Genomic DNA, 21,847 nt, shown 5'->3' with positions numbered 1-21,847 from the left:
GCAGGGAAAGCCGGATTGCTCCGGTTACACCTGTGGTCCTACCCCCCGTGCTTTCTACCTATTGCACGGGGCCCATGGGTGCAATCGGCACCCGGCTTTCCCTGCGCCCTCACCAACGGAGAGGGCGGAACGAAAGAGCAAAGCTCGGACAATTCATGTCGCGAGAACGCGAAACTGTATCCTCGTCCACAACTGTCATCGCGCGGCTCGCCGCCTCCGCTAAAGCTTCGGCGCGCCACGGACTGCTTGCCTCGTCGAAGCCTTGGCGTAGACGGGACCGGGCGATCCAGTACACCGCGGCCTCTCGGCTCAAGCATTACTGCCTCTGGAATACTGGATCACCCGCTTTCGCGGGTGATGACACCGACAGTGTGGCAAGTGAATCGAAACCCATCCTCATCGTCGTCCTGGCGAAAGCCAGGACCCATTACCCCGAATGCTCATTGTTGTGCGACGCTGGGGCCGCGGTCCCGTTCATCACCGAATGCGGTGGTTACGGGTCCTGGCTTTTGCCAGGACAACATCGGCAGTTTGTCTTTCCCGCTAACCGATCCGCACCACCATCTTGCCGAGCGCGGCGCGGGTTTGCATGGTGGTGAACGCCGCGCGGAAATCGTCGAACGCGAACACCTTGCCGACCACGGGCGTCAGCCGGCCATCGTTCAGCCACGCCGACAGTTGCGTCATCACGCGCGCCTGCGCCTCCGGCTCGCGGCGCGCGATCTGGGCAGCGTCGACGCCGATCAGAAGGCCGCCCTTCAGGAGCGGCAGGTTGAATGGCAGCGCGGGGATCTGGCCCGCCGCAAAGCCGACCACGACATGGCGGCCGTTCCAGGCGATCGAGCGGAACGCCTGCAGCGAGACCTCGCCGCCGACCGGATCGAAGATCACGTCGGGACCATGGCCGCCGGTCGCCTCCTTCAGCGCGTCGCGCCAATCGGGCCTGGTGTAGTCGACCACGGCGTCGGCGCCGAAGCTGGCGGCGAAGCTGCGCTTCTGCTCGGTCGAGGCCGCGGCGATGACACGCGCGCCGAGCAGCTTGCCGATCTGGATCGCGGCGATGCCGGTGCCGCCGGCGGCACCGAGCACCAGGAGCTGCTCGCCGGCCTTGAGCGAGCCGCGCTCGCCGAGCGCGTACAGCGCCGTGAGGTAGTTGGTGCGGAAGGCGGCTGCGGCCTCCATCGACAGGCCGTCGGGCATGATCTCGACCACAGCCGGCGGCACCACGATCTGCTCGGCCAAAGCACCCGAGCGCGCCGCGCCCATCACCCGCATCCCCGGCGCGATGCCGGCGACGTCGCTTGCGACCGCATCGACCACGCCGGCGAATTCCGCACCGGGCGTAAAGGGCAGGGCGTCCTTGGTCTGGTAGCGGCCCTCGACCTTCAGCCCGTCGACGAAGCCGATGCTCGCGGCGTGGATCCGGACGCGGATCTGTCCGGGTCCGGGTTCGGGGGTGGCGATCTCCCTCAGCTCGATCTGCTCGATGGGCGCATAGTGCTCGACGACGACCGCCTTCATCCTGTCCTGCTCGCTTGTTCGTTTCCTCGAGAGCCTTTTCCGTTCCGATTGAATCGGAACGGGGCTCTCAATTCTTGTGTTGACGCGTTTTCTTCACACGAACCGGTAGCCATCCCGGATCAAGTCCGGGACAGGCTTTCGCTCGAAAACGCTTTGAGCCCACCTATCTCATGTCCGTTGTTCTACGGGGAGGGCTTTTGCGCATGCCGTGGCGGCGTTCGATGCGGAAAGCCAGCATCTTCAACGACATCGCGAAAAGGCCGGCGTTTACCCGTTGTTATCCCTACCAAATTCGGTAACGCGTCCTTAATGGCGTTAACGCTAGGGTTTTCCACGCGGCCCCCACTGGGCTGCGCGCCGTCCAGGACGGGCAGGTTGCGTACGCGTTGGAGTCTCCTATGGATATCATGACTGGCGCCGGGCTGTTGGCTGGCATCATCGTCATCGCGGTGATGATGTTCATGGGCGGCGACCTGCACATGTTCATCTCCGAACATGCCATGATCATCATCTTCGGCGGCTCGATCGCGGCGACGATGATCCGCTTTCCGCTCGGCGTGATGCTGCACGGGCTGCCGCTCGGCGCCAAGTTTGCCTTCACCATGAGCCGGCTGTCGGCACGCGACCTGGTCGACGAGCTCGCCCGCATTGCCGAGATCGCCCGCAAGCAGGGCCCGGTCGGCCTCGAGAAGGTCGAGACCGACGAGCCGTTCCTTGCCAAGGGGATCCGCTACGTCGCCGACGGCTACGACCTCGAATTCATCCGCGACAACATGGAGCGCGACCGCGACAATTTCCTGATGCACCTCGACGAGGGCAGCAAGATCTATCGTGCGATCGGCGACTGCGCGCCGGCCTTCGGCATGATCGGCACGCTGATCGGCATGGTGCAGATGTTCGCCAACATGACCGACCCGTCGAAGCTCGGCCCGTTCATGGCGACCGCGCTGCTGGCGACGCTGTACGGCGCGCTGGTCGCCAACCTGTTCTGTCTTCCGATCGCCGACAAGCTGCACGGCAAGCTGCTCGACGAGGAGACCAACCGCACGCTGATCATCGACGGCATCCTGATGATCCGCGACTCCAAGAGCCCCGCGCTGGTGCGCGAGATGCTGCTGGCCTATCTGCCGGAGAAGCATCGCCAGGAGGAAGGCGAGCCGGTGCCGGCCTGACCGGCCGGCGGGTTCGGGAAACGCGACAATGGCGAAGAAAAAACGCGGCGACGCCCATACCGGAGGTCACGGCTGGTTCGTGACCTTTGCCGACCTGATGGGCTTGATGATGAGCTTCTTCGTGATGCTCGTCGCGTTCTCCACTATGGACAACAACAAGCTGAAGATCGTCGCCGGCTCGATGCGCGACGCCTTCGGCGTGCAGACCAATGTGCGCTATTCGGGCATCGTCGAGTCCGACGGCCTGCCGACCCGGCCGAAGCTCAAGAACGTCGAGCACATCTCGCCGGAGGAGTCTTCGGCCAATCCGACCCCGGACGAGCAGGAGCGCAGCCAGATCAACGGCGCGCGGCTGAAGATCGACCGCGAATTCGCGCTCGCCTCGGCCTCGCTGCGCCAGGCGCTGCAGGACATGCCGGAGCTGACCGAGATATCCAAGAACATCATGTTCGAGGAGACCAAGGAGGGGCTCAACCTCGAGATCGTCGATCAGGACGGCCGCTCGATGTTCGCCGACGGCTCCAGGGAGCCGTATGAGCGCACCCGCCGGCTGATCCAGAAGCTCGCAGCGCCCTTGAAGGCGACGCCGCTGCGGATCGCGATCGTGGGGCATACAGCCGCAGGCTTCGTGCCGGCGCGCAGCAAATACGACGCCTTCGACCTGTCCGCGGACCGCGCCAATGCGGTGCGGCAGATCCTCGAGCGGGAAGGACTGCCGCCGTCGCATGTTTTCGCGGTTTCCGGCAAGGCGGACGGCCAGCCGCTGTTTCCCGACGACCCGACACTGCCGGCCAACCGTCGCGTGACCATCACGTTGATGCGGGAAAATCCGCCGCTGCCGCCGGACTTGAAGCCGTAGCCCCAAAAACACCATGTTACCGTCGCGCGGGCGGTGTTGCTTGGTTGACAGGCGGGGCGGAAGCGTCGATAGCCGCGCGGATCAAAATCAACCGATCGGGCGTTCCAACTTCGCCATGGCTGCCAGCGTCACATCCAGCGAAGCCCAGGACACTCAAGGCACGATCCAGGGTGCGGGGCACGGCACATCCAGTTTCTGGGCCCTCACACTGGGCAGCATCGGAGTGGTGTTCGGCGATATCGGCACGTCGCCGCTCTACGCATTCCGCGAGGCGGTCGGCGGTGCCGCGCACGGCCAGCCGGTCACCCGCATCATGGTGCTGGGCGTGCTCAGCCTGATCCTGTGGGCGCTGTTCACGGTCGTCACCGCGAAATATGTCCTGCTGCTGCTGCGCGCCGACAACAATGGCGAGGGCGGCACGCTGTCGCTGATGGCGCTCGGCCAGCGCGCGCTCGGACGGCGCAGCTGGCCGCTGCTCGCGCTCGGCGTGGTCGGCGCCTCGATGTTCATCGGCGATTCCATGATCACCCCGGCGATCTCGGTGCTGTCGGCGGTCGAAGGCCTCAAGCTCGCCACGCCGCATCTCGAGCACTATGTGGTGCCGCTGACGATCCTGATCCTCGTCGTGCTGTTCTCGGTGCAGCGCTCCGGCACCGCCCGAGTCGCCTCGGCCTTCGGGCCGGTCATGGTGGTGTGGTTCGCCTCGCTCGCGGCGATGGGCGTGGCCCACATCATGGATGATCCGTCGGTGCTGGCGGCGATCAATCCGTACTACGCGCTCCAGTTCATGCTGACCCACGGCACCATCGGCCTGGTGACATTGGGCGCGGTGTTCCTCGCGGTGACCGGCGGCGAGGCGCTGTACGCCGATCTCGGGCATTTCGGCCGCAAGCCGATCCAGTCCGGCTGGCTGTTCTTCGTGCTGCCGTCGCTGCTATTGAACTATTTCGGGCAGGGCGCGGTGGTGCTGTCCGACCCTGGCGCGATCGAGAACTCGTTCTACCGCATGGTGCCCGACGTGCTGCTGCTGCCGCTGGTCGGGCTCGCCACCGCCGCGACCGTGATCGCGAGCCAGGCGGTCATCACCGGCGCCTATTCGCTGATCAGCCAGGCGGTGCAGCTCGGGCTGTTGCCGCGCTTCGAGGTCCGCTACACCTCGGAGACCCATGCCGGCCAGATCTACCTGCCGCGGGTCAACCGGCTGCTGTTGATCGGCGTGCTGCTGCTGGTGCTGCTGTTCCGCACCTCGAGCGGGCTCGCCTCGGCCTACGGCATCGCCGTCTCCACCACCATGGTCGCCGACGGCATCATGGGCTTCATCGTGATCTGGAAGCTGTGGAACTGGCGGGTGGCATCGGCGGCGGCATTGATCCTGCCGTTCGTGATCGTCGACATGACCTTCTTCAGCGCCAATCTCCTGAAGCTGTTCGAGGGCGCCTGGGTGCCGCTCTTGTTCGGCATCGTGATGGCGACGATGATCTGGACCTGGCGCCGCGGCGCCGCGATCCTGGTCGCCAAGACGCGCCGCATCGAGGTGCCGCTGCGCGACCTGGTCCACAGTCTGGAGAAGCGGCCGCCGCATATCGTCAAGGGCACCGCGGTGTTCCTGACCAGCGACCCGAGCTTCGTGCCGACCGCGCTGCTGCACAATCTCAAGCACAACAAGGTGCTGCACGAGCACAATGTGATCCTGACCATCGAGACCGCGCCGACGCCGCGCGTCGATCTGTCCGAGCGCGTCAGCATGGAGAAGGTCAGCGACAAGTTCACCGCGGTGCGGCTGCGCTTCGGCTACATGGAATCGCCGAACGTGCCGAAGGCGCTCGCGGTCGCTCGCAAGCTCGGCTGGCAGTTCGACATCATGTCGACCTCGTTCTTCGTGTCGCGCCGCTCGCTGAAGCCGTCGGCCCAGTCCGGAATGCCGCAGTGGCAGGACCATCTGTTCATCGCGATGAGCCGCTCCGCCAACGATGCCACCGACTATTTCCAGATTCCGACCGGGCGGGTGGTTGAAGTGGGTACTCAGGTAACTATCTGAGCCGGCAGCGAATTCCGGCGTTGAGAAACCGTGATCTATGCGTGATACGCATAGTGGAGGCCTGAATCCGTGCTAACCTATGCATTCCTGCCGGGAGTATAGGCCTGCAACCCGGCATTGTGCAGTGCGGCAGAAGACAGAGGCGCAGCTTCCCATGTCATCCGAGAGTGCGATCACCGCGGCGGAAACGCCCGCGGTAAACGGCCATGGCGAGGCGCATTCAACCGCCACCTTCAAGGCGCTGATGCTCGGCAGCATCGGCGTCGTCTATGGCGACATCGGCACGAGCCCGCTCTACGCGCTACGCGAGGCCGTGGTTGCGGCTGCCGGCGGCGAGGGCGCCGTCACGACGCATGCGGTGCTCGGCGTGCTCTCGCTGATCCTGTGGGCGCTGATCGTCGTCGTCACGCTCAAATACGTCGTGATCCTGCTCCGTGCCGACAACAATGGCGAGGGCGGCACGCTGGCGCTGATGGCGCTGGCGCAGCGCGCGGTGACCAAGGGCGGAGCCGCGATCGTGCTGCTCGGCATCATCAGCGGCGCGCTGTTCTACGGCGATGCCGTGATCACGCCGGCGCTCTCGGTGCTGTCGGCGATCGAAGGCATCAAGCTCGTCACCTCGACCTTCGATCCCTATGTCGTGCCGCTCACGGTGGTGATCCTGGTCGTGCTGTTCGCGGTGCAGTCGCGCGGCACCGCGCGGGTTGCCGCCTTCTTCGGGCCGGTGATGTGCGTCTGGTTCGCCGTGATCGCGATCGCCGCGCTGCCGCAGATCGTGCGGCATCCCGAGGTGCTGTACGCGCTCAATCCGATCCTTGCGGTGTCGTTCATGCTGCATCACGGCGTGATCGGCTTCATCACCCTCGGTGCCGTGTTCCTCGCCGTGACCGGTGCGGAGGCGCTCTATGCCGATCTCGGCCATTTCGGCAAGCGCCCGATCCAGACCGCGTGGCTGTTCATCGTGCTACCGTCGCTGGCGCTGAACTATCTCGGGCAGGGCGCGCTCCTGATCGGCGATCCCAAGGGCGTCGAGAACCCGTTCTTCCTGATGTTCCCGGATTGGGCCCTGATCCCGATGGTCGCGCTCGCCACCATGGCGACCGTGATCGCGAGCCAGGCCGTCATCACCGGCGCCTATTCGCTGACCCGGCAGGCGATCCAGCTCGGCCTGATGCCGCGGTTCGAGATCCGCCATACGTCAGAGGCGCATTCCGGCCAGATCTACATGCCGCGCATCAACCGGTTGCTGTTCATTGCGGTGATCGTGCTGGTGCTGATGTTCCGTTCGTCGAGCGCGCTGGCGTCGGCCTACGGCATCTCGGTGACCGGCACCATGGTGGTGACCGCGATGATGGGCTTCGTGGTGATCTGGAAGGTCTGGCGCTGGTCGCCGGTCGCCGCCGCCGCGCTGGTGGCGCCGTTCCTGTTCCTCGACATCACGTTCCTGGCCGCCAATCTGCTCAAGGTGTTCGAGGGCGGCTGGGTGCCGCTGGCGCTCGGCGGCGCCATGATGGTCGTGATGTACACTTGGCGGCGCGGCAGCCGGCTATTGTTCGAGAAGTCGCGCAAGCTGGAATTCCCGCTCGCCGATCTCGTCGCGATGCTGGAGAAGCGGCCGCCGCAGCGGGTCTCCGGCACCGCAGTGTTCCTGACCAGCGATCCGGTCAGCGCACCGACCGCGCTGATGCACAGCCTCAAGCACTACAAGGTGCTGCACGAGAAGAATGTCATCCTCACCATCGAGACCGCGCCGACGCCGCGCATCGATCCGTCCGAGCGGGTCCGGATGGAGCAGCTGACCGAGACATTCTCCAAGGTGACGCTGAAGTTCGGCTTCATGGAGCAGCCGAACGTGCCGAAGACGCTGGCGATCGCCCGCAAGCTGGGCTGGCAGTTCGACATCATGTCGACCTCGTTCTTCCTGTCCCGCCGCGCGCTGAAGCCGGCGGCCCATTCGGGCATGCCGAGCTGGCAGGACCATCTGTTCATCGCGCTGAGCCGCTCCTCGAACGATGCCACCGACTATTTCCAGATCCCGACCGGGCGGGTGGTCGAGGTCGGCACGCAGGTCACGATCTAGGCCACGATCCAGCTTTTCTGCGCGGCATCTAACCCGTTTCGGACGCTTGATTTTCTTGCCGCGAGAGGCGACTTTGCGGCCCGGAACGGCGAGCCATGCGACGCTCGCCAAGCAATATCGGGAGGATATTTCCGTGGCGGATCACAAGGTGGAAGATTTGTTTCCGGACGAGGTGTCGAAGGGCATAGCGGAAGGCCGCTATCTCCTGGTCGACGTCCGCGAGCCCAATGAAGTCGCCGTCGAAGCCTATCCCGACGGCCTCGTGGTGCCGCTGTCGAGCTTCGATCCGGCTGCGATCCCCGATCCGCGGGGCAAGCAGGTGGTGTTCGCCTGCCGCTCCGGCAAGCGCTCGGTGACGGCCTCGCTGGCCGCCCAGGCCGCGGGCCTGCCCTACGACAAGCACCTCGCGGGCGGCATCATCGGCTGGAAGGCGGCGGGACTGCCGACCAAGACCGGCGGCTGATCCCTGACATGACCTCCATGAACAAGGTCTTCGCGGACCTTCCCGTCACCATCTTCGAGGCGATGTCGCAGGCTGCGCGCGACAACAACGCCATCAATCTCGGCCAGGGCTTTCCCGACGATCCCGGACCGGAGGACATCCGCCGCGCCGCCGCGGACGCCTCCATCAACGGCTATAACCAGTATCCGTCGATGATGGGGATTCCGGAACTGCGTCAGGCGATCGCAACGCATTACGGCCACTGGCACGGACTCAAGCTCGATCCGATGACCGAGGTGATGGTCACGTCAGGCGGCACCGAAGCGCTGACCTCATCGATCCTCTCCGTGGTCGAGCCGGGCGACGAGGTGGTGTGCTTCCAGCCGGTCTATGATTCCTATCTGCCGATCATCCGCCAGGCCGGCGGCATCCCGCGGCTGTTGCGGCTCGAACCGCCGGAGTGGCGGCTGAACGAGGAGATGCTGCGCAGCGTCTTCAACCACAAGACCAAGGCGGTGCTGTTCAACAATCCGCTCAACCCTGCGGCCGTGGTCTATCCGCGCGAGGACCTCGAGCTGCTGGCGCGGTACTGCCAGGAGTTCGATGTGGTCGCGATCTGCGACGAGGTCTGGGAGCACGTCGTGTTCGACGGCCGCGAGCACATTCCGTTGATCACAATCCCCGGCATGCGCGATCGCACCATCAAGGTCGGCAGCGCCGGCAAGATCTTCTCGTTGACGGGATGGAAGATCGGATTCGTCTGCGCCGCGCCGCCGCTGTTGCGTGTCGCCGCGAAGGTGCACCAATTCCTCACCTTCACGACCGCGCCCAATCTGCAAGCGGCGGTCGCCTACGGCCTTGGCAAGCCGGACGATTATTTCTTCGACATGCGCAAGGACATGGCGCGCAGTCGCGATCGCCTCAGCAAGGGGCTCGAGAGCATCGGCTTTCCGGTGTTGAAGTCGCAGGGCACCTATTTCCTCACGGTCGACCTGTCGCCGCTCGGCCTCAATGAGGCCGATGCGGAGTTCTGCTGGCGAATTGTAAGGGATTACAAAGTCGCGGCTATTCCAGTGTCGGCGTTTTACGAGCAGGATGCGGTGACGTCGGTCGTGCGTTTCTGTTTCGCCAAAAAGGACTCGACGCTCGACACCGCGCTGGAGCGGCTGTCGGACGCGGTGCATCGTCGCAAGAGGTAGACCAGAATGCAGAAGCAGAGCCGTCGTCTCGTCAGCCTCGTCGGTACGGTCGCCACGGTTCTGTTGTTCGCTGCGTCCGCCAGCGCGGAGGAGCGCACGGTCAACTTCTACAACTGGTCGAACTACATGGCGCCGGGAGTCCTCGAGGACTTCACCAAGGAAACCGGCATCAAGGTGATCTACGACACGTTCGACGCCAATGAGACGCTGGAGACGCGGCTGCTGGCCGGTAAGTCCGGCTACGACGTCGTGGTGCCGACCGGCTATTTCCTGCAGCGGCAGATCACCGCGAAGGTGTTTCTGAAGCTCGACAAATCGAAGCTGCCGAACCTCGCCAACGCCTGGCCGGTCGTGACCGGTCAGCTCGCGACCTACGACCCCGGCAACAATTACGGCGCCAACTACATGTGGGGCACCACCGGCATCGGCTACAACGTCAAGATGGCGGAGAAGATCCTGGGGCCCGATGCGAAGATCGACAGCTGGGACATGGTGTTCAAGCCGGAGAACCTCGCCAAGTTCAAGGATTGCGGCATCCACATGCTGGATTCCGCCGACGACATCCTGCCGGCGGCGCTGAGCTATCTCGGCCTCGATCCGAATTCGACCAGGCAGGCCGACCTCGAAAAGGCCGCCGATCTCGTCATCAAGATCCGGCCCTATGTGCGCAAATTCCATTCATCCGAATATCTCAGCGCGTTGGCCTCGGGCGAGATCTGCTTCGTGGTCGGATGGTCTGGTGACATCATGCAGGCGCGCAGCCGGGCGGCGGAAGCCAACACCGGCGTCGAGATCGGTTACACGATCCCGAAGGAGGGCGCGCAGATGTTCTTCGACAATCTGGCGATTCCCGCCGATGCCAAGAACGTCGCCGAGGCCTATGAGCTGATCAACTACCTCTACCGTCCCGACGTCGCGGCGAAGAACTCGAACTTCCTGTCCTACGCCAACGGCAATCTGGCGAGCCAGAAGCTGATCGATCCGAAGATCTTCAACGACAAGAACATCTATCCCGACGAGGCGATGCAGAAGAAGCTGTTCGTGATCACGGCGCGCGATCCGGCGACGCAGCGGATCATCAACCGGCTGTGGACGCGCGTGAAGACCGGGAAGTAGGTCTATCCGTCATTGCGAGGAGTGAAGCGACGAAGCATCCATCGCTCCGCATGCAGGAGAAATGGATTGCTTCGCGGAGCCTGTCATCGGGCGCGCGTTCGCGCAACCCGTTGGCTCGCAATGACGAATGTGGAGCCTACCGCCAGCGCCGGTGCAGCCAGAGCCATTGATCCGGATACTCGCGGACCCAGCCCTCGACGATGTCGGTGATCGCCTGCATGGTGCCCTGGATGTCGATCTGGCCGGACGCGTCGAACACCGGTTTCACTTCCTCGGTGACCTCGCCGCGGAAACGGCCATCGGGCAGGCGGATGATCCGCGTGCCGTGGATCGGGCAATCGATCTGCCGGCGCAGGCGCGCCAGCAGCGGGTTCGCGGTGGTCTTGCGGCCGAAGAAGGTGACGGGAACGCCGTTGGTCAAATACTGGTCGACCAGCATCGCGACGTGCTGGCCGTCCTTCAGCGCCTGCGCCAGCTTGAGCGGCGCGTCGCGGCCGGCGGGGACCAGCGTACCGAGGTTGACGGCGCGGATGCGCTCGATGGCGCGGTCGGCGGCCTCGATGTTCGGCCGCCGGAACAGGATCGTGGCGTCGAGGCCGTGCGCGGCGGCAGCGATCGGCGAGAGCTCCCAATTGCCGAGATGCGCGGCGAAGAACAGTGCCGGCTTGCCGTCGTCACGCAATTGGTCGAACAGCTGCTTGCTCCGCGCCGAGAATTCGACGCGCCCGGGCTTGTCGGGATTCTGGGGGTCATGATCCCAGATGCGGTCGATGTGCGCGAATTCGGCGCCGATGCGTCCGAGGTTGTGCCAGACGCCGGTCAGGATCTCTTCGATTTCCTGCGGTGACTTCTCCGGGAAGGCGGCCGTCAGGTTCTCGCGGCCGATCCGATCCTCGCGCAGCCGACGGCCGATGAAATGCGCGGCGTGGCCGAAGAATCGTGCGGTCTTCTCCGGATCGAAATAGCGCGTGGTGCGCAACAGTCCGGTCGTCAACGCGCCAATGGCAGCGTCGGTCACGGGCTTGGCAGCGTCACGCAGCTGCGCCCTGGTGCGGAGGATCAGGCGTTTCATCTGTCGAGGCGAGGGCGCCGGGCTAGGCCGGCTCGCGCGTCAGGATCAGCGAGGCGTTCTGCCCGCCGAACCCGAACGAGTTCGACATCACGGCGGTCACCTTGGCATCGCGCGCCTTGTTGCCGACCACATCGAACGGGATCGCGGGATCGGGCACCTCGTAATTGATCGTCGGCGGAATCCGCTGATGCTCGAGCGTGAGCAGCGAGAAGATCGCCTCGACCGCGCCGGCGGCAGAGATGGTGTGGCCGACCATCGACTTGTTCGACGACACCGGAATGTTCTTGGTGTGCTCGCCGAACACCGCCGAGGTGGCCAGATATTCCATCTTGTCGTTTTCCGGCGTCGAGGTGCCGTGCGCGTTGATGTGATCGATCTGCTCGGGCTCCATGCCGGCGTCCGCAAGCGTCTTGCGGACGCAGCCGATCGCGGGCTTGCCGTCGGGGGCCGAGCGGGTGCGGTGGAAGGAGTCGGTCAGCTCGCCGCAGCCGGCGACGACGCCGAGGATGCGCGCGCCACGGGCCATCGCGGCCTCGTAGCTCTCCAACACCAGCGCGCCGGCGCCTTCGGCCATCACGAAGCCGTCGCGGTTCTTCGAGAACGGCTTGGAGGCGGCCTGCGGCGGATCGTTCTGGGTGGAAAGCGCCGACAGCAGCGAGAACCGCACCATGGCTTCGGGATTGACCGAGCCGTCGGTGGCGATGCACAGCGTGGCATCGGTTTCACCGCGGCGGATCGCCTCGACGCCGAGCTGGATCGCGGTCGCGCCGGATGCGCATGCCGTCGAGAGTGAAATCGGCGAGCCCTTGGTGCCGAAGGTTTCGGCGAGGCTGAGTGCGACCGAGCCGAAGGTGAAGCGCCGGTGGAAATGCGCAAACTTGCCGCCGCTGCAGGTCGCCAGGTATTCGATGATGCCAAAGTCCTTGGTCGGAACGTCGCGCGCCACCTCGAGCCGCTGCGGCCATTCGGTCTCGATCGGTGCGACCGCCAGGAATAGCGGGCCGGGGAAGTCGCCCTTGCCGCCGATGCCGGATTGCTCCAGCGCCTCTTCGGCTGCGATCTCCGCCAGGCGCTGCGACAGGCTGGTCGAGGAGAACGGATCGACGGTGACGAAATCGACGGCGCCGGCCATCGTCGTCTTCATGCTGTCGAGCGGGAAGCGGGTGACGGTCCGGATGCCCGACTCGCCCGCGGTGAGGCGCTTCCAATTGTCGGTCTTGCCGCCGCCGAGCGACGTCACGATTCCCATGCCGGTCACGACAACGATCGGTCGGCCGAATTTATCGCGTGGTGCTGTCATGGTGTCCCCGTCGGTGCTTGCGCCGAATTACTTGACGGCCTCGACCAGCGCCATGCCTTCGCCCTGCCAGTGGCCGACCCCCAACACGACAATCTGGGTTGGCGCCTCGGTCTTTTCAACCTCCAGCCCGGTCGGGTCGTTGGCCGGATAAAGCGCGCCGCGCGAGATCGACAATGCTGCCAATGCGAGCCCGAGCGGGAACTGGGCCTCCATGGTGTGCCCGAAGGTCGTCCCGGTGGCACGCACGGCAACGTCCGGGTGCTGACCGAGGAATTCGCGCTCCTCGGCGGTCGCAGGCTCCGCGCCGGTCGCACCCGTGATCAGCATGGCATTGGCGTCGCTGACGCCGAGCTGCGGCCACATCGCCTGCAGCGACTTCGTCACGGCGCCGGGTTGCTTGCGCTTGGCGAGATCCGCGACCACCTTGGTCAGCTTGGCGTACGGCTTGGCACCCCGCGCCTCGGCGTGCTCGCGCGATTCCATCACCAGGAAGGCCCCGGCCGAGCCGATGGCGAAGCCCGGGTGATTCCTGCGCGCCCAGACCGGCGCGTATTGATCCTTGAGAGCGAAGTCGCCGAACGAATAGAGCATCAAGAGGTCGCCGCGATCGCCGTTATGGGCCGCGCCGACCAGCGCGATGTCGCTCTGTCCGGCCCCGATGCGGGCGACCGCGATCCGCGCAGCATCGATGCTCGCGGCTTCCTCGCCCATGAAGGTGCGCGACGTCCCGCACACGCCGTGAACGATCGCGATGTTGCCGGCGAGCAGATTGGAGAGCTGCGCCAGGAACAGCGTCGGACGCAGCTCGTTCATCAGCTTCTCGTTGAGCAGGGCGGGCGGCAGCTTGCCCTGCGCGTCGGCATTCATGATCGCCAGGTCGACAGTGAGGTCACGCTCGCCGCCACCGGCTGCGATGATCATGTCCATCCGCGACAGGATTTCCTGATTGCCTTTGACGCCGGCGGAATCGAGCGCCAGCCCGGCGGCATAGGTGCCGATCCGCTGCCATGTCTCCATCTGGCGCTGATCGCCCTTCTTCGGGATCTGCGCGTCGAAGCTCACGGGGGCGATCGGATGGATCACGTAGGGCGCGAGACGCTTGTCGTCGGCATTGACGCGCTTTTCGCCCAGCGCCTGCCAATGCGCATCCAGCCCCTCGCCGAGCGAGGAGAGCAGGCCTACGCCGGTGATCCAGACTTCCTTCTCAGCCATTACTTATTGCCTGCTGCGGAAACCCGATCTTGCCGGCCATCGCATCCATGTGCACGCGCAAGTCCGGGCTGGGGAAGGGAATATGACGGAAGGTCAGCTCGGCATTGCATTTGAGCTCCTTGCCGACGCGGACCTTCGCCGAGGTCACGGTGAAGCCTGAACCTTCGTGCTCGATCTTGGCTTCGATCGTCAGCGTCGAACCGGGGCTGACGAAACCGCGCATCTTGGCTTCCTTGACCATCGCGAGGAAGGGCATGCGCTCGAACTTGGTCAGACCGAGGATCAGCCAGCCCGAGCTCTGGGCCATCGCTTCGGTGAGCAGCACGCCGGGCATGATCGGGTAACCCGGAAAGTGTCCGGTGAACACCGAATGGCTCTCCGGCGGGACATCCGCCTCGACGACAATGGTCTTGGCGTCGAGGTTGAGGTCGACGATCCGATCGATCAGCTGAAAGGTTTCAAGCTGCATGATGGGCGATTACGAGCCCGTGCCCGTGCTCGCGTTCTTGGCCGCAACCAGTTCGTCGATGCGGTCGGCGAGATTCTGCAACACGAAATACTGCTCCGTGGTGGCCTTGCCGTCGTTGACCTCCTGGGTCCACTTCTCGAGCGGCATCTTGATGCCGAACGCCTTGTCGATGGCAAAGGCGATGTCGAGGAAGTCGAGGCTGTCGATCCCCAGATCGTCGATCGCATGGCTCTCCGGCTTGATCGTATCGCGCGGGATGTCGCACGTCTCCGCGATAATGTTGGCGATCTGCTCGAATGTGGAGGACATCATTAAGCCTTTGATATTTTGAAGGTAATTCCGGGTCGGCTTGGAGGAGGCGGGCGCGGTGCCCCGGAAATCCCTATCGCTGCTGCCGGAGTCGTGTGCCCGTATATCGGAGCAGGGCCGTTAGTTCAATGGAGCTTGGCCGGGCCGGCCAGGACGGTTTTTGGGCACGGTTCCGGCCCGCCTAGGTGCGCGGCATCACGGTAATCTTCGCGCAATCCCGGCGTCCCATCAGCACGCAATCCTGGGTCTTGCGCAAATCGGCGATGCTCATGGCGAGCCAGATGCCGATCGCGGTGAGTGCCACGGTGAAGGCGAAGGCGGCGATGTTGGCGAGCATGCGCTGCCGGAAATCGTCCGGCTCCTCGCGCGGCTTCTCGTAACGGGAGAGGTCGTTGGCGACGGAAGCGGGGCGGGTCGGTCGGATCGGTTGCTCGCGCTTGCCGGGCGGCTGCGCCGAGGTACGCGGCCGGAATTTGAGCACCACGTGCTCGTCATCCGAGGAAATTGGCCGCTGCGTCTTCACTGTTGTCAGTCCGGTCGCGTCGCCACTCATGTTTAGCATGTTCGCCGCGCTTCACACCTAAAATCTTGATGCGCGCAGAGGTGGTATTCATCCTTCGAGCGTCTCGTGGAACCGACTGTAGTCGATCCGCAGACGGCCGTCGTCGGTCGTGTGCAGGATCTCCGCGTAGCGATGGCCGATGCGGATGTCGGAATGCTTGCAGGATTTTCGCGCATGCACAGTTTGCGCTGCAACGTCGTCGTAGCCCGAGACGATCAGGCCGAGACTGGCATTGACGGCTGCACCAACGGCAGTTCGTGGGATCGGCGTCGGGCCATGCTTCCTTGCTGACACCGTTCTTGAACAGCCACAGCCGCGTGGCGGCATTGGCGATGGAGCGATGGCGAATGTCTGCTGAGCTCCAAGCCCTCGGTCACCACCTCGCGATTGCCGAGGCGGATCGTGCGGGCCTTCAGGCTCGTTTGCTCGCAAACTCGTTCCGTCGAACCGGCTCTTTCGTCCGCCTGTGACATCATGTCATAATGGAACCCATTCCGGGGTGCCGGTCAAACGGGAGTGCAAATCATGGCCCATACGCGCGAGCCTTACGTCAAACCGGTCCCGATCATGTCGCTGCGGCCGACCCAGATGACGGTCGGCATGCATGAGGTGAAGGAAAAGCGGAAGCGCTGGCGCGAGCACAGCTCGGACAAAAAACGCGCCGAACTGCTGGGCAAGCACATGATCCCGGTCGTACACGGTCCCGACGATCGCTACTACGTGGTCGATCATCATCACATGGCGCGTGCGCTGCATGAGGAAGGCGTCAAGGACATCCTGGTCACGGTGATCGGCGATCTCACGATGGTCGAGCGCGACGTGTTCTGGGGCGTGATGGACAACAAGCGCTGGGTCTATCCCTACAATTCCAAAGGCGACCGTTGCCACTTCAAGGACATTCCGAAGTCGATCAAGGATCTCAAGGACGATCCGTTCCGCAGCCTTGCCGGCGAGATGCGCCGGGCCGGCGGCTTCGCCAAGGACACCACGCCCTTCAGCGAATTCCTGTGGGCCGATTTCCTGCGCCGCCACATCCCGCGCAAGACGGTGGAGAACAATTTCGCCAAGGCGCTGGAGAAGGGGCTGGCGCTCGGCCGCAGCAAGGACGCGGTCTATCTGCCCGGCTGGTGCGGGCCGGCATCCGACGACTGACCGGGGACGGCCTCCGGCTTGGCTGGATCTTCCTTGCCGCCGAGCACGTGGTGCAGCCACCGCTCGGTGCGCTTGCCGAAGGTCAGCAGCAGGAATGCCAGCACGAGCGCGGTAAGGACGATCGGCCAGTGTCCGGCGCCGCAGACGATCCCGACGCATGCGGCGAAGAACGCGCATGCGGCGCTGGTCAGGCCGTGGACGTGAAAACGATCGCCGCGCCGGACGATCACGCCGGCGCCGAGAAAGCCGATGCCGGTCAGCACGCCCTGGATCACGCGGCTGACCGCATCGGTGAATTTCCCGGGATCGACCCCATGCAAGGCCAGCAGCACGACGGTCGCGGTCGAGAGGCTGACGAGGCCGAGCGTCTTCAGGCCGATCGGCTTGCCGCGCAGGTCGCGGTCGAGCCCGATCGCACTGCCGGCCAGGGTGGCCGCGCCGAGCCGCAGGATGATCTCGCTCCAGTCCACCAAGATGTCCTCTGTGAGCCGTCCTCTATTTCGGCTGCCGCCCGAGCGTGTAGAACTCGGCGTTCGGCCGCATGCCGGTGACGTTGGCGAGCCGGTTCGAGAGCGCGAAGAACGCCGCCACCGCGGCAATGTCCCAGACATCGTCGTCGCTGAAGCCGTGGGCTGTGAGCGCGGCGAAGTCGCCTTCCGCGACCTCCTCGGCCGCGCGGCTCACCTTCATGGCGAAGTCGAGCATGGCGCGCTGCCGCGGCGTGATGTCGGCCTTGCGGTAGTTGATAGCGATCTGGTCGGCGATCTCCGGATTCTTGGCGCGGATGCGCAGGATCGCACCATGGGCGATCACGCAATACTGGCACTGGTTGGCGGCGCTGGTCGCCACCACGATCATCTCGCGCTCGGCCTTGGAGAGGCCGGAGTCCTTCTCCATCAGCGCGTCGTGATAGGCAAAGAACGCGCGAAACTCGTCGGGCCGATAGGCCAGAGTGAGGAAGACGTTCGGTACGAAGCCGGACTTCTCCTGCACCGCCAGGATTCGGCTGCGGATATCCTCGGGGAGCTGGTCGAGAGCGGGCGTCGGGAAGCGTTTTGCGGTTGGCTGCGTCATGAGCTGGTTCCGGCGTGCCGCAAGGACGCGGCGTCATGCGAAACCATAGTGGATGACGGCTTGGGTGCAAGGCGCTTTGGGTACAAGGCGCATCGGCGCCTTGCGGCCGCGATGTTAGCGCAGCGGCTTCTTCAGCAGCGAGAAGCGATCCGGATCGAGGCCCAGCGACGGCTGCAGCATCGGCGCCTCGGCCGGCGCCATCGTGCGTGCCGGCACGGGCGAGTTGAGGCTCGAATTCAATCCTGGGTCGTTCGGTGCGTTGTCGCGATGCGAGGTGGCGCCGCGCCAGCGTTCCAGCACAGCGCTGACGAAGTGCATGTCGTGGCCGGCGGTGACCGACGGCACGGTGGCGATGGTGGCCTCGCCGCGCGGCAGCTGGTGCGGCGGCACCTCCTTGAAGCGCAGCCGCGTCGGCAGCGCCACGCCTTCGCCGAACGCCAGCACCTCGCGGGTGCCGAGCGAGGGCACGAACGACAGCAGGTTGGCCGCGGCATCCGACACTGCGGAGCGCAGCAGCGCCTGGTCGCGGTCGTTGGCAAGGCGCATCGTGAACAGCGTGTTGCACTGGGAGATGATGGTGGCGTCGAGCTCGGCCGGGCGCTGGGTGATCAGGCCGAGATAGACGCCGTATTTGCGGCCTTCCTTGGCGATGCGCGACACCGCCTTGCGGGTCGGCCCGAAGCCGATATTGCGGTCGGCGGAAGCGTAGCGGTGCGCCTCCTCGCAGACGAACAGCATCGGCGAGACGCCGTCGCTCCACAGCCCGAAATCGAACGCCATGCGGCACAACACCGACACCACGGAATCGACGACTTCGGCCGGGAAGCCGGCGAGCTGCATGATGGTCATCGGCTTGCCGTTGGCGGGCAGGCGGAACAGATGGCTGATCACCTCGGCCATGGTATCGCCGCCGACATTTGCGTTGTCGAACATGAAGGCGTAGCGCGGGTCGTTGCGCACAGCGTCGATGCGCGAGATCAGCTTGTGATAGATGATGCGCGAGGAGCGGTTCTCCAGCTTGCCCATGCGTTCGTCGATCAGCGAGATCAGGTCGACCAGGCGATAGGGTACCGGCGTATCGACGGTGTAGCCGACCTGCTTGGGGTCGACGCGCTTCAGCCCGAGACCGACCCGGTCGGAATTCTGGTACTGGGTGTAGATGCCCTTCGCCATCGGGATCACTTCGGCGAGGATGTCGAGCTCTTCGGGCACGCCGGGGCGGCCGCCGAACAATACGTCGACGATCTCTTCGAAGTTGAACAGCCAGAACGGCAGCTTGAGGTTTCGCGGGTTCAGCACCTGCGCGCGCTCGCCGAAGCAGCGGCCGTATTCGTTGTGGACGTCGAGCAGGAAGATGCGCAGGTTCGGCCGCGACTTCAGGATCTCGTTGAGCAGCAGCGAGACGCCGGTGGATTTGCCGACGCCGGTCGAGCCGAGCACCGCGAAGTGCTTGGACAGCATTTCCTCGACGTCGACATAGGCAATGACGGAGCGATCCTGCTGCAGCGTTCCGACATTGATCTGGTCGGATCCGCTCGGCGCGTAGACCGTGCGCAGCTCCTGGTTGGTGATCAGGTCGGTGCTGTCGCCGATGGTCGGATAATGGGTGACGCCGCGCTGGAATTTCGGGCGGTCGCCGCCGAGGATTTCGCCGAGCAGGTCGACCGAGGCGGTCGCCATGTACTCGTCGGACGCCGGCAGGTTTTCGCAGGACACCTCGGTGATCATGGCGACGATGACCGAGCTCGCGCAGCGGATGCTGACGAACCGGCCGACGGTCGCGCGCATTTCTGAAAGCTGCATCTGGCCGCCCGCCAGCAGCCCAACCCGGGCCTGCGAGCCGCGCACAGAGATCACACGTCCAAAGGATGTCACAGTTCTCGCCTGGCTCGTTCGCGAAATCCAAATGTCCGGACCAATATGCCTGCCCGGGATTGGAAAAACCGTTAAGTCGCAGAAGTTTCGGTTCGGCTAAATCTACTCCTTCCCGGTGACGATTTGTTTCTGTCGTGTCGCGATATCACGCCGCTTCGGCGGCGGAGCGTCGCGTTCCGGCACAGCGGCGATTGTTTCGCGGCTTTTCCGTTAACGCGGCATTCACCATCTCGGAGAAGTGCGCCGGCAGCTCCGTAGGTTTACGGGGCGTCCGGCCTGGTTGGTCGCCCGCGGTCGCCTGGTATCGTGTAACCGATTGCTAACTGCGGTTTGTAACGACCTTTCCATTTGTGCTGCGTAACGATGCCGCGTCCGGGAGAGATCAGCGTGCGCATCGAACACCGCAATTCATCACCAGGAAATGCCGACGCGGGCACCACCAAGGGCCTGGCGTTCTGTGCCGGCATGCTGGTCGGCAGCCTGTTCGGAAGCGTGACCGCGCAATGGAGCGAGCGCGAAGGCCTGCTGATGGCGGCGTTCGCGATCATGGCCGTGATCGTCTTCCTGTTGCTGAAGCGTCATGAGATTTCCGACGCGCGGCTTGCCACCGAGCGTCGCAATCTGATGACCGCCGTCGACAACATTCCGCAGGGGCTCGTGCTCTACGATGCCTCGGCGCGCATCATCATCTGCAACCGTCCCTATATCGAGATGTTCGGGCTTTCGCCCGATGTGGCAAAGCCGGGCTGCACCATGCAGCGGCTGATCGCGCACCGGCAGGAGACCGGCTCGTTCGACGGCGACGTCGACGCGTTCTGCGATGCCATCATCCGCAACGTGAAGCTCGGCAAGGCGACGCGCCAGCTGACCGAGGCACCGGGCGGGCGGGCGATCGAGATCGTCAACAAGCCGCTGCCGGAGGGCGGCTGGGTGGCGACCATCGAGGACATCACGGAGCGGACGCGCAACGAGAACAAGATCGCCTACATGGCGCATTATGATGCGCTCACCGATCTGCCCAACCGCGTGCTGTTCCGCCAACGCCTCGATCAGGCGCTGAAAGCGATCGGGCCGAACGAGCAACTCGCGGTCATGTATATCGACATCGACGAGTTCAAGAGCGTCAACGACGCGCTCGGCCACCAGATCGGCGACGAACTGCTGAGGGCCGTGGCCGATCGCCTGCGCTCCTGCCTGGGGGATACCGACGTCGCAGCGCGGCTCGGCGGCGACGAATTTGCCGTGATCCAGACCGCGGTACGCGATCAGACCCAGACTATGCAGCTGTTGGCCGCGATCTATCAGGCGATCCGCCAGCCGGTCGATTGCAGCGGGCATCTCATCACCACCGACGCCAGCATCGGCATTGCGGTTGCGCCGGCCGACGGCCTCGAGCTCGATCAACTGCTGCGCAACGCCGATCTCGCGCTCTATGGCGCCAAGAGCGACGGCCGCCGCACCTACCGCTTCTTCGAGGCCGGCATGGACGCGCGCGCCAAGGCGCGGCGCAGCCTGGAGCTGGAATTGCGCCAGGCCATCGTCGACGGCAATTTCGAGCTGCACTATCAGCCGCTGCTTCATCTCGAAGACGGCCGGGTCAGCTGCTGCGAGGCGCTGCTGCGCTGGCGCCATCCCGAACGCGGCACCATTTCGCCTGCGGATTTCATCCCGGTCGCCGAGGACACCGGCCTGATCAACGATCTCGGGCACTGGGTGCTGAACACCGCATGCCGCGAAGCCGTGAAGTGGCCGGATCATGTCCATATCGCGGTCAACGTGTCGCCGATCCAGTTCAAGAGCCAGACGCTGGCGCTGAATGTCGCCGCCGCGCTGGCGGCGTCGGGGCTCGCGCCCTCGCGGCTCGAGCTCGAGATCACCGAAGCCGTGCTGATCCGCGACGACGAGGCCGCGCTCGATGTCCTGCATCAGCTGCGCGAGCTCGGCGTCCGCATCGCGCTCGACGATTTCGGCACCGGCTATTCGTCGCTGAGCTATCTGCAGCGCTTCCCGTTCGACAAGATCAAGATCGATCGCGCCTTCATCAAGGATCTCGCCGGGACCGGCGCATCGTCCACCATCGTCCAGGCCGTCGTGAACATCGCCGCCGCGAGCGACATGACGACGACGGCGGAAGGCGTCGAGACCGAGCAGCAGCGCAACCTGCTGCGCATCCTCGGCTGCACCGAGATGCAGGGCTACCTGTTCAGCCGGCCGGTGCCGGATCTCGAAATCCGCGAGCTGCTGTCCTCGCATCGCGAAAAGGCCGTCTCGGTCGCCTGACTACCGGCCTCGATCAGCATGCCGCGATGCCGGCGCCAACAATTTGTTGACGGGACCTAATCCTTTGTACACTAGTACAAATCGAGAGGCGCCGCCGTCGCCCGCGTAGGAAGGG

The 21,847-nt window shown here is 64.7% G+C and carries 20 protein-coding genes; 9 read left to right on the top strand and 11 right to left on the bottom strand.

What is annotated here, in order from left to right; genetic code table 11:
* Window positions 1–543: 543 nt before the first annotated feature.
* Entirely contained in the window at window positions 544–1,521 is a 978-nt protein-coding gene (locus ACVINW_RS34510; protein ID WP_456755401.1) for an NADPH:quinone oxidoreductase family protein, read from the bottom strand.
* 398 nt (window positions 1,522–1,919) lie between these two features.
* On the opposite strand from ACVINW_RS34510, the gene ACVINW_RS34505 reads away from it, so the two are divergent.
* From ACVINW_RS34505 to ACVINW_RS34475, 7 genes are all read left to right on the top strand, one after another.
* Window positions 1,920–2,693: a motility protein A gene (locus ACVINW_RS34505; protein ID WP_016848416.1), complete on the top strand. Its 774-nt coding sequence runs from the start codon at window positions 1,920–1,922 to the stop codon at window positions 2,691–2,693.
* A 28-nt stretch (window positions 2,694–2,721) separates the two neighbouring features.
* On the top strand, window positions 2,722–3,552 hold the full coding sequence (locus ACVINW_RS34500; RefSeq protein ID WP_456755400.1) for a flagellar motor protein MotB: 831 nt from the start codon (window positions 2,722–2,724) through the stop codon (window positions 3,550–3,552).
* Between the two features lie 115 nt (window positions 3,553–3,667).
* Complete coding sequence (locus ACVINW_RS34495; RefSeq protein ID WP_456755399.1) at window positions 3,668–5,590, top strand: potassium transporter Kup; 1,923 nt, start codon at window positions 3,668–3,670, stop codon at window positions 5,588–5,590.
* 154 nt (window positions 5,591–5,744) lie between these two features.
* Window positions 5,745–7,670, top strand: a complete 1,926-nt coding sequence (locus ACVINW_RS34490) for a potassium transporter Kup (protein ID WP_456755398.1) — start codon at window positions 5,745–5,747, stop codon at window positions 7,668–7,670.
* 133 nt (window positions 7,671–7,803) lie between these two features.
* On the top strand, window positions 7,804–8,133 hold the full coding sequence (locus ACVINW_RS34485; protein WP_456755397.1) for a rhodanese-like domain-containing protein: 330 nt from the start codon (window positions 7,804–7,806) through the stop codon (window positions 8,131–8,133).
* Between the two features lie 8 nt (window positions 8,134–8,141).
* Window positions 8,142–9,311, top strand: coding sequence for an aminotransferase (locus ACVINW_RS34480; RefSeq protein ID WP_456755396.1), 1,170 nt, complete (start codon window positions 8,142–8,144; stop codon window positions 9,309–9,311).
* 6 nt (window positions 9,312–9,317) lie between these two features.
* Window positions 9,318–10,427 carry a polyamine ABC transporter substrate-binding protein gene (locus ACVINW_RS34475; protein WP_456755395.1) on the top strand — a complete coding sequence of 370 codons (1,110 nt, stop codon included), beginning with the start codon at window positions 9,318–9,320 and terminating at the stop codon, window positions 10,425–10,427.
* A gap of 136 nt (window positions 10,428–10,563) precedes the next feature.
* Here the strand turns inward: ACVINW_RS34475 and ACVINW_RS34470 are convergent, their stop codons facing one another.
* The 7 genes from ACVINW_RS34470 to ACVINW_RS34440 form a co-directional block, all read right to left on the bottom strand.
* On the bottom strand, window positions 10,564–11,499 hold the full coding sequence (locus ACVINW_RS34470; protein WP_456755394.1) for a lipid A biosynthesis lauroyl acyltransferase: 936 nt from the start codon (window positions 11,497–11,499) through the stop codon (window positions 10,564–10,566).
* Window positions 11,500–11,521: 22 nt separating this feature from the next.
* On the bottom strand, window positions 11,522–12,799 hold the full coding sequence (locus tag ACVINW_RS34465; RefSeq protein ID WP_456755393.1) for a beta-ketoacyl-ACP synthase: 1,278 nt from the start codon (window positions 12,797–12,799) through the stop codon (window positions 11,522–11,524).
* Between the two features lie 27 nt (window positions 12,800–12,826).
* Window positions 12,827–14,011, bottom strand: a complete 1,185-nt coding sequence (locus tag ACVINW_RS34460) for a beta-ketoacyl-ACP synthase (protein ID WP_456755392.1) — start codon at window positions 14,009–14,011, stop codon at window positions 12,827–12,829.
* Window positions 14,004–14,480: a 3-hydroxyacyl-ACP dehydratase FabZ family protein gene (locus ACVINW_RS34455; RefSeq protein WP_456755391.1), complete on the bottom strand. Its 477-nt coding sequence runs from the start codon at window positions 14,478–14,480 to the stop codon at window positions 14,004–14,006. Before ACVINW_RS34455 ends, ACVINW_RS34460 begins: the two co-directional genes overlap by 8 nt.
* 9 nt (window positions 14,481–14,489) lie before the next feature.
* Entirely contained in the window at window positions 14,490–14,789 is a 300-nt protein-coding gene (locus ACVINW_RS34450; protein ID WP_456755390.1) for an acyl carrier protein, read from the bottom strand.
* 181 nt (window positions 14,790–14,970) lie between these two features.
* The gene (locus ACVINW_RS34445; RefSeq protein WP_456756566.1) at window positions 14,971–15,312 is read right to left on the bottom strand and encodes a hypothetical protein; all 342 of its coding nucleotides are present in this window, start codon (window positions 15,310–15,312) and stop codon (window positions 14,971–14,973) included.
* 87 nt (window positions 15,313–15,399) lie between these two features.
* On the bottom strand, window positions 15,400–15,645 hold the full coding sequence (locus ACVINW_RS34440) for a hypothetical protein (RefSeq protein WP_456755389.1): 246 nt from the start codon (window positions 15,643–15,645) through the stop codon (window positions 15,400–15,402).
* 231 nt (window positions 15,646–15,876) lie between these two features.
* Between ACVINW_RS34440 and ACVINW_RS34435 the strand changes: the two genes are divergently transcribed.
* Window positions 15,877–16,503, top strand: coding sequence for a ParB-like protein (locus tag ACVINW_RS34435; RefSeq protein WP_456755388.1), 627 nt, complete (start codon window positions 15,877–15,879; stop codon window positions 16,501–16,503).
* Here ACVINW_RS34435 and ACVINW_RS34430 read toward each other — a convergent pair.
* From ACVINW_RS34430 to ACVINW_RS34420, 3 genes are all read right to left on the bottom strand, one after another.
* The gene (locus ACVINW_RS34430) at window positions 16,464–16,976 is read right to left on the bottom strand and encodes an MgtC/SapB family protein (RefSeq protein WP_456755387.1); all 513 of its coding nucleotides are present in this window, start codon (window positions 16,974–16,976) and stop codon (window positions 16,464–16,466) included. The genes ACVINW_RS34435 and ACVINW_RS34430 overlap by 40 nt on opposite strands.
* Window positions 16,977–16,998: 22 nt before the next feature.
* Window positions 16,999–17,577: a peroxidase-related enzyme gene (locus ACVINW_RS34425; RefSeq protein ID WP_456755386.1), complete on the bottom strand. Its 579-nt coding sequence runs from the start codon at window positions 17,575–17,577 to the stop codon at window positions 16,999–17,001.
* Between the two features lie 114 nt (window positions 17,578–17,691).
* Window positions 17,692–19,452, bottom strand: a complete 1,761-nt coding sequence (locus ACVINW_RS34420) for an ATP-binding protein (protein ID WP_456755385.1) — start codon at window positions 19,450–19,452, stop codon at window positions 17,692–17,694.
* Between the two features lie 387 nt (window positions 19,453–19,839).
* Between ACVINW_RS34420 and ACVINW_RS34415 the strand changes: the two genes are divergently transcribed.
* Window positions 19,840–21,732 carry a putative bifunctional diguanylate cyclase/phosphodiesterase gene (locus tag ACVINW_RS34415; protein ID WP_456755384.1) on the top strand — a complete coding sequence of 631 codons (1,893 nt, stop codon included), beginning with the start codon at window positions 19,840–19,842 and terminating at the stop codon, window positions 21,730–21,732.
* Window positions 21,733–21,847: the final 115 nt, after the last annotated feature.

Source organism: Bradyrhizobium sp. USDA 4461, from assembly GCF_054055655.1.
Note: the sequence above shows the minus strand (reverse complement) of the source record. Positions and strands in the feature narration are given on the sequence as shown.